This window comes from Micrococcus sp. iso_229, from assembly GCF_058072725.1.
In genome coordinates this window covers 523613-536710 of record NZ_CM176514.1, presented here as the reverse complement: position 1 = coordinate 536710, position 13098 = coordinate 523613, and the positions used below count along the sequence as shown (strand labels likewise).

Below are 13098 nucleotides of genomic sequence, written 5' to 3'. Positions count from 1 at the left end.
GGAGGACGCCTCGTCCTCCCGGCCCGTTCCCGGTGCTGTCCGGCGGCGGTCAGCGCACCACGGCGTCGTCCTCCCGGGCCCACCGCAGGCGGGTGCGCAGCAGCTGCTCGCGGCGGTCCGCGCTCAGCTCACGACGGCGGCGCGTGGGCCACGTGAGCACGAGCGTCACGAGGGACGCCAGCAGGGTCACCAGCCCGACCACCACGGCCGCGTCCACCCAGAACTGCTCGGGATAGAGGCGGATGAGGGCGTCCCGCACGGAGAACGTCCACGTGCCGTCCGCGAAGAACAGCGAGTGGAACCCGGCGAAGAACGTCTCCCAGCCCAGCACCGCCAGGACCGCGAGCGCGATCACCGCGAGCGGCAGCCACACGGCGCCGGCGAACAGGGCGCGGCGCACCCCGCCGGGGCTGGTGCGCAGCAGGGACGCGATGAGCAGGGCGCACACCACCACGAGCACCACGAGCGCCGCGGTGGCGATCCACAGCACGGTCTTCACGTCCGTCATGTGGTCGACCTCGACCTCGGTGAACAGGGGCGCGCCCTGGTGCGTGAGGCTGCTGAGGTACCGCGGCCCGGCCAGGTTGGTCACGTAGTCCAGCCCGGCGGAGCCGTAGTGCATGCGGTCGGCGAGGGTGAAGCCGAACCGGTCCGCGGGGAACCCGGGCCGGTGGTACTCCAGCCACAGGAACACCGGGCTCGCCACGAGGCGGACGGCGGCCAGCAGCAGGGCGAGCGGGGCGAGGATCGCCAGCAGCACCTGCGCCAGGCGCGGGCCCGCCTTGGGCAGGCGCGCGCGCTCCTCCGGCGTGGGGCCCTGCAGGGCCGCCGCCTGCGCCACGGGGGCGGCGGTGCCGTCCTCGGGGTAGCGGTCGACCGGGGCGGCTGCGCTCGACCCCGCCGCGCGGGCCCCGACGGCGGCGCTCAGCGGGCCGAGCTCGTCGGCGCCGGGCAGCTGCCGCCGGTCGCTCTCGGGCACGGCCCGGGAGGCGACGATGTCGCGGTCGGCGTCCGCGGCCGGGCGGTCGGCGTCGCGTCGGTCCGCGGCTGCCGCGTCCTCGCCGCGCAGCGCGGCGAGGTCCTCCGGGCTGAGCGCCGAGGTGTGCTGGGCGCCGCCGTCGTCGTCCCGGTCCATGGCGGGCAGCGCCTGGGTGCGGTTCGGGTCGTCCGCGGCGTCGTCCTGGACGAACGCGCCGTAGTCCAGCCCGGATTCGAAGTCCTCCGCCCCGGCGCGCTCGTCGCGCCCGCGGCCGGCCTGATGGGAAGCCATGCTCGTGCCTCTCTCGAGTGGGTCCGTCCGCCCGCGGGCGCCGGGGATCAGTAGCGGTAGTGGTCGGCCTTGTAGGGGCCGGCCACGTCCACGCCGAGGTACTCGGCCTGGGCCTTGGTCAGCTCGGTCAGCCCGACGCCGAGGGCGTCCAGGTGCAGGCGGGCGACCTTCTCGTCCAGCACCTTGGGCAGCGTGTAGACGCGCTTCTCGTAGTGCTCGCCGGTCAGGGCGCCGGTGCCCGTGGAGCCGCCGAAGAGCTCGATCTGCGCCATCACCTGGTTGGTGAAGGACGCGCTCATCACGAACGAGGGGTGGCCGGTGGCGTTGCCGAGGTTCAGCAGGCGGCCCTCGGAGAGCACGATGATGCTGCGCTCGGCCTCCGTGCCGCCGTCCAGGGTCCACTCGTGGACCTGCGGCTTGATCTCGGTCTTCACGACGCCGGGGATGCGGGCCAGGCCGGCCATGTCGATCTCGTTGTCGAAGTGGCCCACGTTGCCCACGATGGCCTTGTCCTTCATGGCGGCCATGTGCTCGGCCATGATGATGTCCTTGCCTCCGGTGGTGGTGACGAAGATGTCGCCCTCGCCCACCACGTCCTCGAGGCGGGCCACCTGGTAGCCGTCCATCGCGGCCTGCAGCGCGCAGATCGGGTCGATCTCCGTGACGATCACGCGGGCGCCCTGGCCGCGCAGGGCCTCGGCGGCGCCCTTGCCGACGTCGCCGTAGCCGCAGACCACGGCCACCTTGCCGCCGATCAGCACGTCCGTGGCGCGCATGATGCCGTCCGGCAGGGAGTGGCGGATGCCGTACTTGTTGTCGAACTTGGACTTCGTCACGGCGTCGTTCACGTTGATCGCCGGGAAGAGCAGGCGGCCCTCCTGCGCCAGCTGGTAGAGGCGCAGCACGCCCGTGGTGGTCTCCTCGGAGACGCCGCGCAGGGTGCCGGCGGTCCGGGTCCAGTGCTGCGGGTCGCGGGCCAGCGAGCGGCGCAGCGTCTCCAGGATGATCCGGTACTCCTCGGGGTCGTCCTCGGTGGCGCTGGGCACGGCGCCCGCGGCCTCGAACTCGACGCCCTTGTGCACCAGCAGGGTGGCGTCGCCGCCGTCGTCCAGGATCATGTTGGGGCCGCGCTCCGGATCCTCGTCCGCACCCGGCCAGGTGAGGATCTGCGAGGCGGTCCACCAGTAGTCCTCGAGGGACTCGTTCTTCCAGGCGAACACCGGCACGCCCTGCGGGTCCTCGGGGGTGCCCGAGCCCACGACGACGGCGGCCGCGGCCTCGTCCTGCGTGGAGAAGATGTTGCAGGAGGCCCACCGGACCTCGGCGCCGAGGGCGGTGAGGGTCTCGATGAGCACGGCGGTCTGCACGGTCATGTGCAGGGAGCCGGCGATGCGGGCACCCTTCAGCGGCTGGGCCTCCCCGTACTCCTCGCGCAGGGACATCAACCCCGGCATCTCGTGCTCGGCCAGGCGGATCTGGTGGCGGCCCGCCTCAGCCAGGGACAGGTCCCGGACCGTGAAGTCGAACGAGGCACCGGGCACGGTGGTGCGGTTGGCGAAGGCCGGGTCGACGTCGGGCGTGCGGAACTCTGCGGAGGTCTCAGTCATGCCCTCCAGCCTAGCGATGCCCCGGACGGCACGACACGCGCCGCGTCAGTCCCCGTCACGCACCACGCGCAGCCCGGGGCGGGACGGCGGGACGGCCACGGGCCGGGTGGGGACCGTGCGCACGCCGCCGTCCGCGTCGACGGCCTCGTAGTGCTCGGGCAGCTCCAGCCGCAGCACCTCCCAGCCGCGCGGGGCCGTGGTGCGGCGCGCGTGCTCGGCGCAGAGGTCGTAGGTGTGCGGCTCGGCGCGCTGCGCCAGGGGGCCGATCACCACTTGGGAGTCGGCGTAGTTGTACGTCAGCGTGGCCAGGGCCGGGCTCTGGCATCCGGTTTTGCTGCAGCGTCGCATGGGTCCCACGGCAGACCACCCTACTCGGCCCTCCCGCCCGCGCGGTGGCCTACCATGGCGCGCATGACCGCGCCCGCCTCCTCCGATCCCCTCGACCCCCTGCCGTTCCGGGCGGGCGACGCCGCGGGGGCCGAGCCGGGCGTCGAGGGCGGCCCGGCCGAGGCCGGCGTCTCCTCCCCCGCGGGGCGCGGCGTCCGGGACCGCCGTGGCCGAGGACTGCGGCATCCGCGCCCGTTCGGTGCACGCTCGGAACGGGGCCGGGGCGAGGCGCTGCTGACCGCCGTCGAGAAGGCGGTGGACCGGCTGGGCTCCCTGGACGCGCCCGGGCTGCGGCACGTGACCGCGCGGGTGGAGCGCATCCCGGACCGGCTCGACGAGCGACTGCGCGAGCTCCATGCCGGCCAGGAACGGGATGAGGAGGCGCTGTTCGCGCGGGCCGAGCGGCAGGGCCGGGACGGGGTGCTGATCACCCTGTTCGAGCGGCCGCTGCGGGACGCGGCCGACCCGGCCGACCTCGAGGGGGCCGTCTACGGGGTCGCGCTGAGCCGCTGCGCCGAGGCGCTGGGCGTGGACCCGCAGGTGCTCGACCCCAGCTGGGGTCGCGGCTGAGCCCGGACCGGGCGGTCCGCGCCGGGCACGGCGCCCGGTGGAGGGGCGCCGTGCGTCAGGCGCGGGCGCGGCGCAGGCGGCGACGCTCGCGCTCGGAGAGCCCGCCCCAGATGCCGAAGCGTTCGTCGTTCGCCATGGCGTACTCCAGGCACGCGTCCTTGACGGTGCAGGCCTCGCACACGCGCTTGGCGTCCCGCGTGGAGCCGCCCTTCTCCGGGAAGAACGCCTCGGGGTCCGTCTGCGCGCACAGGGCGTCCGCCTGCCAGGCCAGCTCGCCCTCGATGGGCTCGGTGGTCACGCCCGGGATCGCGGCCCAGTCCTGGGAGAAGGGCACGGCCTCGACCGGACGCGCGTCACCGGGGAAGAGGGCGGTGACGGTGGCGGCCGGGGTGCCGGTCTCGTCGTCGAGGTCGTGGGCGGTGAGGAAGGCGGTCGCCTGGTCCTCGAGGCTCGCGCCCGGGACGCCGGCCTGCGGGTCGGCGGGGTCGAGGAACCAGTCGCTGGGGACGCTCCGCGGACGGGGCGCCGGCGCCTGCGCGGGATCGGCGCGGTGCGCGTCCTCGACTCGCTGGGTCTGCTCCATGTGTGACGCCTCTTCCCGGGATCGACGTGGCGGTGTGGGCCGGGTGATCGTGCGGTCCGCGCGGGTGCCGGGCAAGCCGGCGGGCCCCTCCTGCCGGGACCGTTGGCCCGGGTTCATTACATCGGTGTGATTCATGCCGAGTCAAACCGAGCGGGTGCCACACTGGGCCCATGGTCTCCCTCTCCGCACCCCGGTCCACCGGCCCCCTCGTGCTCCGCCTCGCCTCCTCCCCGCGGCCCGCGCTCGTCCAGGAGCCGGGAGCCCCGGACGAACCCGGCGCGGTGGACCAGCGCATCGAGCTCTCGGGCCGCGTGACCGTGAACTGGGCCGCCAAGTTCGCGGGCCTGCTCGGCGCCGAGGGCATCGGCGCGGGCGACGCCGTCGCCCTGGACCTGCCCGTCCACTGGCTCTCCCACGCCCTCGCCCTCGGCGTGCTCTGCGCCGGGGCCGAGCCCGCCCTCGAGGGTGACTCCCCCGCCGCCGTCCTCACGGACCGGCCCGAGGCGTGGCCGGACCCGTCCGCGGCCGTGTTCGCCGTGGCCCTGCCGCGCGGCCTCGATCCCGAATTCGACGGCCCGGCCGCCGATCCGGCCGTCGTGGACGTGGCCGCCGAGATCCGCGCCCAGCCGGATGCCCTGCCCGGCCCCGTGGACCACGTGCGGCCCGCGTCGATCCCGGCCGGGGTCGACGTCGGCCCGGACGACGACGGCCCGCGCCCCCGCCTGACGTGGGCGGGAGTGCGGGCCGCGCTGGAGGCGTGGGACGCGGGTCGGGCGGTGACCGTGCACCCCTGACGGGGCGGCGGGGTCAGGCCGGGGCGCTCAGACCCCGGCGTCGGGGGCGCGGTGCCGGGCCGGGCCGTCGGGCCGAGGCCCCCGCTCGGCGGGCCGGCCCCGGGCCTCGTGCCGGCCGTGCTCAGGCAGCTGGTCGTCGCGCAGCACGGGCATCTGGCCGGTGATGATCGCGAGGTCGTTGGCGAAGCCGGGCTCCACGTCCAGCTCCTCCTTGAACACCCAGAACCGGTAGGCGAAGTAGCGGAACACGGTGCCGAAGAACAGGCCGATCACGTTGCCGGCGATGAACAGGCCGGTCGGGTCGGTCACGCCCATCAGGTACTGCGCGATCGCCACGCAGCCGGCCTGGATGCCCAGCCCGATCGCGTTCATGATCAGGAACATCACGAGCTCGCGCGTCTTGTTCGAGGAGCGCTTGTCCCGGAACGTCCAGTAGCGGTTGGCGACCCAGCTGAACAGGGTGGCGACGACGCCGCCCACGATCTTGGCCTTGACGTTGGACCCCTCGAGCGGGCCGGTCATCATCCACCAGAAGACGAGCGAGTCCACCACGAACGCGGCCGCACCGACGGTGCCGAACTTGGCCACCTCCCGCCACAGCAGGGAGACCATCCCGGTCAGGCGGCCCCAGAGATCGGACAGCATGGGCGTGGACTCCTCGGTTCGGGATGGGGACGGGGGTGTGCACGCGGGGCGGACCCGCGCAGGGCTGGGGAACACTGTAGCCGCGCCCCCGGGGCGCGACCTCCTCGGATCCGGCATCGGCCGCCCCTCCGTGACGGAGTTCTCAGCCGGTCCGACTACCCTGTGCGGGTGACTTCCCCTCGACTCGGTGTGATCGGTGGCGGGCAGCTGGCCCGCATGATGGCGGGCGCCGCCGCGGAGCTCGGCGTGCCCTTCCGCGTGCTCGCGGAGGCCCCGGACGCGTCAGCGGCCCAGGTCGCCCCCCACGTGGTCGGCGACCACGCGGACCTGGCGGACCTGAGGGCGTTCGCGGCCACGGTGGACGTGGTCACCTTCGACCACGAGCACGTGCCCACCGAGCACCTGCGGGCCCTGCAGGAGGCCGGCGTCGCCGTGCGTCCCGGCCCCGAGGCGCTGCAGCACGCGCAGGACAAGCTGGTCATGCGCGCCGCCGTCGAGCGGCTGGGCCTGCCGAACCCGGCGTGGGCGCCGGTCGACGACCTCGAGGCCGTCCTCGCCTTCGGCGACGAGCACGGCTGGCCGATGATCCTCAAGACCCCCCGCGGCGGCTACGACGGCAAGGGTGTGCTCAAGCTCGACGACGCCGACGACGCCCGCGCCTCCGCCGCGGACGGCACCCTGGCCGCGTGGCTCGGCGCCGGCATCACCCCGCTGCTGGCCGAGGCCCTCGTCCCCTTCTCCCGTGAGCTCTCCGCGCAGGTGGCGCGCACCCCCTCCGGTGAGGTGGCCGTCTACCCCGTGGTCGACTCGGTCCAGGTGGCCGGCGTGTGCGACCTCGTGGTCGCCCCGGCCCAGGACCTCGACCCCGCCGTCGCCGCGGCCGCGACCGCCGCGGCCGTCCGCCTCGCCGAGGAGCTGGACGTCACCGGCATGCTCGCGGTCGAGCTGTTCGAGACGCCGGGGGTCGGCCCGGGCTTCCAGGTGAACGAGCTGGCCATGCGCCCACACAACTCCGGCCACTGGTCCATGGACGGCGCCGTCACCGGCCAGTTCGAGCAGCACGTCCGCGCCGTGCTCGACCTGCCGCTGGGCGAGACGGCCCCCCGCGGGGCCGGCGTCGTGATGAAGAACGTCCTCGGCGGCGCCCGCGAGGACCTGCACGCCGGCAGCGTCGTGGCCCTGGCCGCCCACCCGCAGGCCAAGGCCCACCTCTACGGCAAGGACGTGCGCCCGGGCCGCAAGGTCGGGCACGTCAACGTCGTCGCGGACCACGGCCTCAGCCTCGAGGAGGCCGTGCGGATCGCCGAATCCGCCGCCGCACTCCTGCGCGAGGACGCCCCCACCACCGGCACCGAGACGGAGGCCCGCCCATGACCGCCACGCCCCAGACCCCCGCCCAGCCCCTGCAGGACGACGCCCCGGTCGTCTCCGTCGTGATGGGCTCCGACTCCGACTGGCCCGTGATGAGCGCGGCCGCCGAGGCCCTGCGCGAGCTCGACGTGCCCGTCGAGGTCGGCGTGGTCTCCGCGCACCGCATGCCCCACGAGATGGTGGAGTTCGGCGCCCGCGCGCACCAGCGCGGGATCCGCGTGATCGTGGCCGGTGCGGGCGGCGCGGCCCACCTGCCCGGCATGCTCGCCGCCGTCACCCCCCTGCCCGTGATCGGCGTGCCCGTGAAGCTCAAGAGCCTGGACGGGATGGACTCCCTGCTCTCGATCGTCCAGATGCCCGCCGGTGTGCCGGTGGCCACCGTCTCCATCGACGGCGCCCGCAACGCCGGCCTGCTGGCCGCCCGCATCCTCGCCTCGGCCGACACCGCGGAGGGCGACCGCCTGCGCGCCGCCCTCGCCGAGCACGCCGACGAGCTCAACGCCCAGGCCCGGGCCAAGGGGGCCCGCCTGCGCGAGCGGATGGCCGCCGACCGCTGATGTCGCCCGCCACCGGATCCGTGCCCGCCGGTCCCGCGCAGCCCGACCCGCTTCGGGACCCGCGCGTCGCCTCCCCCACCGAGCGCACCCGCCGGGCGCTGATCCTCACCGCCCTGACCCTGCTGGTCCCCGGCGGCGCCCAGATCATCGCCGGCAGCCGCCGGCTCGGCCGCGTGGCGCTGGGGGTCACCGTCACCGTGTGGGCCGTGCTGATCCTGGGGCTGCTGTGGTGGCTGGTCTCCCGTGCGAGCCTGATCTCGCTCATGGCCCGGGACGGCGTGCTGCTCGGGCTGGCGGTGGTCCTGGCGGCGTTGGCGGTGGGCTGGGCGGTGCTGTGGGTGGACACGTTCCGGCTGATCCGGCTGCACCTGCTCGCCCCCGGCGCGCGGAAGATCACGGCGGCGGTCACCGCGCTCGCGCTCGTGCTCACCAGCGGCGCCCTGCTCTACGGCGGCTGGGCCGCGAACACGAGCCGCGGCGCGCTCGGCGAGGTCTTCCAGGAGGGGCCGGCCGTCCCGGAGGCCGAGGGCCGCTACAACATCCTGGTCCTGGGCGCGGACGCCGGCGAGGGCCGGCAGGGGCTGCGCCCGGACTCCATGCACGTGGTCTCCGTGGACGCCCGCACCGGCGCCATCGTGATGTTCTCCCTGCCCCGCAACCTCCAGGACGCGCCGTTCGTCGAGGGCTCCCCGCTGTGGGACGTGTACCCGAACGGCTTCGACTGCGGCGACGAGTGCATCCTCAACGCCCTCTACACGGACGTGGAGGAGCAACACGCCGACCTCTACCCGGACGCTGAACACCCCGGCGCCGAGGCCATGAAGGACGCCGCCGGCGGCATCCTCGGCCTGGACGTCTCCGGCTACGCCCTCATGGACATGGGCGGCTTCGCCCAGCTGATCGACGCCATGGGCGGGGTCGACGTCGTCAGCGGCGGCTACGTGGTGCACCGCGGCGTCCGGCCCGACGGCGCCTGGGGCAACATCTGGTGGGAGCCGGGCACCCACCACTTCAACGGCGACGACGCGCTCGCCTTCGCCCGCTCCCGGCACTGGTCCACCGACTACGCCCGCATCCGCCGGCAGCAGTGCATGCAGGCGGCGATGCTGGAGCAGTTCAGCCCCGCCACCGTGCTCACCCGCTTCGAGGGGATCCTCGCGGCGGGCCAGCAGATCGTGACCACCGACCTGCCGCAGTCCCAGCTCGGCACGTTCGTGGACCTCGCCGAGCGCTCACGCGGCCAGAAGATGCGGCGGCTGACCATCGGCCCGCCCGACTTCGGCGACACGGGCACCCACTTCACCACCTATCCCGACTACGACCTCGTCCACCGCCGCGTGGACGAGATGCTGGCCGACGCGTCCGTGACCGCCGGGTCGGACCCGACCGGCGTCTCGGCGACCCCGCTGCTCACCGTGCTGGCCGTCGTCGCGCAGGAGACGCAGGCCCCCGACGTCGATGAGGACGACCCGGCCACGTGGCCGGCCCCGCCGACCCGCTCCGACGGCGAGCCCTTCACCGCCGAGGACCTGATGACGGCCGAGGACCTGGGCCAGGAGGACGTGCTGAACCACGCGTCCTCGTCGAACGGGCTGTGCGTCCCCGCCCCGTGAGGCGCGACGCGCGGGCCGACGGGCTGACCTAGGCTGGGCGTATGCACGTCCTGAAGCCCGTGATCCGTGACTACGCCTGGGGCTCCCCCACGCTCCTCGCCGACCTGCAGGGACGCGAGCCCACCGGCCGCCCCGAGGCCGAGCTGTGGCTGGGCGACCATCCGGGCGCCCCGTCCGTCGCCGTCGTGGCGGACGGCGCCCAGGTCGGCCTGGACGAGGTGGTGGCCGCGGACCCCGAGCACTGCCTCGGACCCGCCGCGCCGGAGGGCCGTCTGCCCTTCCTGATGAAGCTGCTCGCCGCGGGCGCCCCGCTGTCCATCCAGGCGCACCCCACCCTGGAGCAGGCCCGCGCGGGCTACGCCGCGGAGGAGGCCGCCGGCGTGCCGGTCGACGCCCCGGAGCGCAACTACAAGGACGCGAACCACAAGCCGGAGATGCTGCTCGCGCTGACCCCCTTCGCGGCGATGTGCGGCTTCCGCTCCCCCGAGGTCTCCTCGGACAGCTTCGAGGCCCTGTCTCGCGCCCTCACCGAGCGGGCGGACGGGGACACGTCCGCCGTCGCCGTCGCCGCCGCCCGGATCAGCCAGGCCCTCGCCGCCGGCGACCTCGAGGACGCGTTCACCTCGATCCTCGACCCCGACTCCGTGTGGGGCGCTCCCGGCGCCGTCGCGCAGGTCGTGGACGTGCTGCGGGCCGCGCCGGACCTGGCCGAGCGCGACCCCTCGCTGGCCACGGCCCTCGAGGTCGCCCAGCACTACCCGGACGACCCCGGCGTGGTGGTGGCCATTCTGCTCAACCGCGTGGATCTGGCCCCGGGTCAGGCCGTCCACCTGCCGGCCGGCAACGTGCACGCGTACCTGCACGGGCTGGGTGTGGAGGTCATGGCGGCCTCGGACAACGTGCTGCGCGGCGGACTCACCCCGAAGCACGTGGACGTGCCCGAGCTGCGCCGCGTGGTCACCTTCGAGGCGCTGCCGGTGCCCTCCACCGAGCCCGAGCGCGTGGCCGACTCCGTGGTGGCCTTCCGCCCTCCGTTCGAGGAGTTCGAGCTGCTCCAGGCCACCCTCGAGGACGACGCCGTCCACGGCCTCGACGTGCACGGGCCCGGGATCGCGGTGGTCACCCGTGGCACGGCGCGCCTGGCCCTGGCCGGCCAGGAGATCGAGCTGGGCCCGGGCGAGGCTGTGTTCCTGCCCGCCGCCGAGACGGCGTCCGGCCCGCTGGCCGTCCGCGCCGCGGCCGGCGCCCCGGCCACGGTGCACGTGGCCGGCCTGCCGCGGGGCTGAACCCGGCAGTCCGGCCCCCGGGCTCAGCGGGCGTCGCGGTCCTCCAGCCACTTGGACCACTTCTTCACGTCGTGCTCGGCGTCCACGGTGCGGACCGTGCCGGACCACGAGCGCATCACGATGGACTGCGTGTGCACGCGGCCGTCGGCGAAGCGCACACCGCGCAGCAGGTCGCCGTCGGTGATGCCGGTGGCCGCGAAGTAGCAGTGGTCGGAGGTGACCAGCTCGTCCGTGGTCAGCACGGCCTCGAGGTCGAGGCCGGCGTCGAGGGCCTTCTGCCTCTCGGCGTCGTCGGTGGGGGCCAGGCGGCCCTGGATGATGCCGCCGGTGGCCTTGATCGCGCACGCGGTGACGATGCCCTCCGGGGTGCCGCCGATGCCCATCATCATGTCCACGCCGGTGCCCGGGCGGGCGGCGGCGATGGCGCCGGCGACGTCGCCGTCCAGGATGAACTTCACGCGGGCACCGGCCTGGCGGATCTCCTTGACCAGGCCCTCGTGACGGGGGCGGTCCAGCACACACACGGTCACCTGGGAGACGGGCTTGTCCAGGGCCTTGGCCACGAGGTTCACGTTCTGCTTCACCGGCAGGCGCATGTCCACGAAGTCGGCGGCCTCGGGGCCCACCACGAGCTTGTCCATGTAGAACACGGCCGACGGGTCGAACATGGTGCCGCGCTCGGCCACCGCGAAGACGGAGAGCGCGTTGTTGTAGCCCATGGCGGTCAGGCGGGTGCCGTCGATCGGGTCCACGGCCACGTCCACGGCGGCGCCGGAGCCGTCGCCGACCTGCTCGCCGTTGAACAGCATGGGCGCCTCGTCCTTCTCGCCCTCGCCGATCACCACGGTGCCGTCCATGGCCACGGTGTCCATGAACGCGCGCATCGCGTCCACCGCGGCGCCGTCCGCCTTGTTCTTGTCCCCGTAGCCCACCCAGGGGCTCGCGGCGATGGCCGCCGCCTCGGTCACCCGCACCAGCTCCATGGCCAGGTTGCGGTCCGGGACGTGGTTCTCGTAGCCGGTCTTCTCCGAGGACGCGCTGGTCATCGCTGCTCCGATCCTTGCTCGCGGCGCTCCGTCCGCACGGGACGGGGCGTGAGGGCGGCTCTGCCCCGGTCCTCATCCTACGGGGGCGGCCTCCCGCGGGTGGCACAATGCTGTCCGTGAGCTCCGCCGACCCCCACTCCCCCGCCCCCCGCCCCGTCCTGACCGCCAAGCAGGCGCAGCGGGCCCGGCAGCCGTGGATGGCCATGGTGCTCTCCCTGCTGGCTCTGCTGGCGATCGTGGCCGTGGTCCTCCTGCTCAACCCGGAGCCGCCGCAGCGGCCCCGCGAGGACCGCGTCGACGTCGCCGCCGAGGCCGCCACGGTCCCCCACGACGACGGCGACCTGCCGGCCCTGGCGCCCGAGGTGCCGGAGTCCTGGTACGCCAACTACGCCCGCCTGCAGAAGCTGGACGGCGTCTCCACGTGGGACGTCGGCTGGGTGGTCACGGACACGGTGTTCGCGGGCCTGCAGCAGGCCGAGGACGTCGACCCCACCTGGGTGAGCCTGCGGGTGGACCAGGTCCCGACGTCGGAGACGATCGAGATCGACGGGATCGCGTGGGACCTCCACGCCGATCCGAAGAAGCCGGAGCGACGGCTCGTGGCGGAGGTGGACGGCACCACCGTGGTGCTGACCACCACCGGCGACCAGGCCGTCCTCGAAGACCTGGCGCACGGCGTCGCGAAGGAGACACGATGACCCCCCACACCCGCCCCGAGACGACGCCGGCCCCCGACGTCGTCGTCCCCACCTCCGACCTGACCCCCGCGGAGGCGTGGGAGGTCCTCGCCGAGGGCAACCGCCGCTTCGTGGCGGGCGAGCCGAGCCACCCGAACCAGAACGCGGAGCGGCGCAGCGACCTGACCGCCGGTCAGGCCCCGGTCGCCGTGATCTTCGGGTGCGCCGACTCGCGCCTGGCGGCCGAGATCATCTTCGACCTCGGCCTCGGCGACGTGTTCGTGGTGCGCACGGCAGGCCACGTGATCGACGACGCCGTGCTGGGCTCCATCGAGTACGGCGTGGACGTGCTGGAGATCCCGCTCGTCATCGTCCTGGGCCACAACTCGTGCGGCGCCGTCACGGCGACGGTCGAGTCCTACATCTCCGGCACCATGCCGCGCGGCTTCGTGCGCCCCCTCGTGGAGCGCATCATCCCGTCCGTGCTGGCCGGTCGCCGCCGCGGCCTGGAGGAGGTCGACGAGTTCGTGGCCGAGCACGTGGACCAGACCTGCGACCACCTCCTGGAGACCTCGCAGTCCGTCCGCGCGGCCGTCGAGTCGGGGCGCACCGCCGTCGTCGGGCTCACCTACTCACTGTCCGAGGGCACCGCGCGGCCGGGCCGCGTGCACGGGGACCTGGCGGTCTGACGA

General features: G+C 74.4%; 14 protein-coding genes. 8 read left to right on the top strand and 6 right to left on the bottom strand.

From position 1 onward, the window contains the following. Positions 1–49: 49 nt before the first annotated feature. Genes AC3RKA_RS02525 through AC3RKA_RS02515 form a run of 3 tightly spaced genes read right to left on the bottom strand, consistent with a single transcriptional unit; the run spans position 50 to position 3225 of the window. A complete protein-coding gene (locus AC3RKA_RS02525) occupies positions 50–1270 on the bottom strand; it encodes a TIGR01906 family membrane protein (RefSeq protein WP_489727441.1) in 1221 nt (406 codons plus the stop codon). 47 nt (positions 1271–1317) lie between these two features. Further along, complete coding sequence (gene ahcY, locus AC3RKA_RS02520) at positions 1318–2877, bottom strand: adenosylhomocysteinase (RefSeq protein ID WP_205812408.1); 1560 nt, start codon at positions 2875–2877, stop codon at positions 1318–1320. A 45-nt stretch (positions 2878–2922) separates the two neighbouring features. Then, complete coding sequence (locus AC3RKA_RS02515) at positions 2923–3225, bottom strand: DUF3499 family protein (protein WP_489727598.1); 303 nt, start codon at positions 3223–3225, stop codon at positions 2923–2925. Between the two features lie 63 nt (positions 3226–3288). Between AC3RKA_RS02515 and AC3RKA_RS02510 the strand changes: the two genes are divergently transcribed. Continuing rightward, on the top strand, positions 3289–3834 hold the full coding sequence (locus AC3RKA_RS02510) for a hypothetical protein (RefSeq protein WP_241179437.1): 546 nt from the start codon (positions 3289–3291) through the stop codon (positions 3832–3834). A 55-nt stretch (positions 3835–3889) separates the two neighbouring features. Here AC3RKA_RS02510 and AC3RKA_RS02505 read toward each other — a convergent pair whose 3' ends face one another. Next, the gene (locus AC3RKA_RS02505; RefSeq protein WP_065573334.1) at positions 3890–4417 is read right to left on the bottom strand and encodes a WhiB family transcriptional regulator; all 528 of its coding nucleotides are present in this window, start codon (positions 4415–4417) and stop codon (positions 3890–3892) included. 170 nt (positions 4418–4587) lie between these two features. Between AC3RKA_RS02505 and AC3RKA_RS02500 the strand changes: the two genes are divergently transcribed. Further along, positions 4588–5211, top strand: coding sequence for a hypothetical protein (locus AC3RKA_RS02500; RefSeq protein ID WP_489727440.1), 624 nt, complete (start codon positions 4588–4590; stop codon positions 5209–5211). Between the two features lie 27 nt (positions 5212–5238). Here the strand turns inward: AC3RKA_RS02500 and AC3RKA_RS02495 are convergent, their stop codons facing one another. Next, positions 5239–5856: a GtrA family protein gene (locus AC3RKA_RS02495; RefSeq protein WP_489727439.1), complete on the bottom strand. Its 618-nt coding sequence runs from the start codon at positions 5854–5856 to the stop codon at positions 5239–5241. Between the two features lie 168 nt (positions 5857–6024). Here AC3RKA_RS02495 and AC3RKA_RS02490 point away from each other — a divergent pair, with 168 nt between their 5' ends. From AC3RKA_RS02490 to manA, 4 genes are read left to right on the top strand one after another with little or no spacing between them, the layout of a single operon-like run. Further along, entirely contained in the window at positions 6025–7230 is a 1206-nt protein-coding gene (locus AC3RKA_RS02490) for a 5-(carboxyamino)imidazole ribonucleotide synthase (protein WP_489727438.1), read from the top strand. Continuing rightward, entirely contained in the window at positions 7227–7784 is a 558-nt protein-coding gene (gene purE, locus AC3RKA_RS02485) for a 5-(carboxyamino)imidazole ribonucleotide mutase (RefSeq protein ID WP_010079307.1), read from the top strand. Before AC3RKA_RS02490 ends, purE begins: the two co-directional genes overlap by 4 nt. A 20-nt stretch (positions 7785–7804) precedes the next feature. After that, the gene (locus AC3RKA_RS02480) at positions 7805–9397 is read left to right on the top strand and encodes an LCP family protein (RefSeq protein ID WP_489727437.1); all 1593 of its coding nucleotides are present in this window, start codon (positions 7805–7807) and stop codon (positions 9395–9397) included. 41 nt (positions 9398–9438) lie between these two features. Further along, positions 9439–10683, top strand: coding sequence for a mannose-6-phosphate isomerase, class I (gene manA / locus AC3RKA_RS02475; protein WP_489727436.1), 1245 nt, complete (start codon positions 9439–9441; stop codon positions 10681–10683). A 23-nt stretch (positions 10684–10706) separates the two neighbouring features. Here the strand turns inward: manA and glpX are convergent, their stop codons facing one another. Then, positions 10707–11729: a class II fructose-bisphosphatase gene (gene glpX, locus AC3RKA_RS02470; protein ID WP_489727435.1), complete on the bottom strand. Its 1023-nt coding sequence runs from the start codon at positions 11727–11729 to the stop codon at positions 10707–10709. Positions 11730–11836: 107 nt separating this feature from the next. Between glpX and AC3RKA_RS02465 the strand changes: the two genes are divergently transcribed. Together AC3RKA_RS02465 and AC3RKA_RS02460 are read left to right on the top strand one after the other, a co-directional pair. Further along, positions 11837–12427 (top strand): DUF4245 domain-containing protein, encoded by a 591-nt coding sequence (locus AC3RKA_RS02465; RefSeq protein WP_216879580.1) that lies wholly within the window; start codon positions 11837–11839, stop codon positions 12425–12427. After that, positions 12424–13095 (top strand): carbonic anhydrase, encoded by a 672-nt coding sequence (locus AC3RKA_RS02460; protein WP_002854504.1) that lies wholly within the window; start codon positions 12424–12426, stop codon positions 13093–13095. Before AC3RKA_RS02465 ends, AC3RKA_RS02460 begins: the two co-directional genes overlap by 4 nt. Positions 13096–13098 lie beyond the last annotated feature (3 nt).

Excerpts from the sequence above, each read along its gene's own strand:
- manA (WP_489727436.1), top strand. The coding sequence starts at position 9,439 with ATGCACGTCCTGAAGCCCGTGATCCGTGACTACGCCTGGGGCTCCCCC.
- AC3RKA_RS02525 (WP_489727441.1), bottom strand. The coding sequence starts at position 1,270 with ATGGCTTCCCATCAGGCCGGCCGCGGGCGCGACGAGCGCGCCGGGGCG.
- AC3RKA_RS02510 (WP_241179437.1), top strand. The coding sequence starts at position 3,289 with ATGACCGCGCCCGCCTCCTCCGATCCCCTCGACCCCCTGCCGTTCCGG.
- AC3RKA_RS02495 (WP_489727439.1), bottom strand. The coding sequence starts at position 5,856 with ATGCTGTCCGATCTCTGGGGCCGCCTGACCGGGATGGTCTCCCTGCTG.
- purE (WP_010079307.1), top strand. The coding sequence starts at position 7,227 with ATGACCGCCACGCCCCAGACCCCCGCCCAGCCCCTGCAGGACGACGCC.
- glpX (WP_489727435.1), bottom strand. The coding sequence starts at position 11,729 with ATGACCAGCGCGTCCTCGGAGAAGACCGGCTACGAGAACCACGTCCCG.
- AC3RKA_RS02515 (WP_489727598.1), bottom strand. The coding sequence starts at position 3,225 with ATGCGACGCTGCAGCAAAACCGGATGCCAGAGCCCGGCCCTGGCCACG.
- AC3RKA_RS02460 (WP_002854504.1), top strand. The coding sequence starts at position 12,424 with ATGACCCCCCACACCCGCCCCGAGACGACGCCGGCCCCCGACGTCGTC.
- ahcY (WP_205812408.1), bottom strand. The coding sequence starts at position 2,877 with ATGACTGAGACCTCCGCAGAGTTCCGCACGCCCGACGTCGACCCGGCC.
- AC3RKA_RS02505 (WP_065573334.1), bottom strand. The coding sequence starts at position 4,417 with ATGGAGCAGACCCAGCGAGTCGAGGACGCGCACCGCGCCGATCCCGCG.
- AC3RKA_RS02500 (WP_489727440.1), top strand. The coding sequence starts at position 4,588 with ATGGTCTCCCTCTCCGCACCCCGGTCCACCGGCCCCCTCGTGCTCCGC.
- AC3RKA_RS02465 (WP_216879580.1), top strand. The coding sequence starts at position 11,837 with ATGCTGTCCGTGAGCTCCGCCGACCCCCACTCCCCCGCCCCCCGCCCC.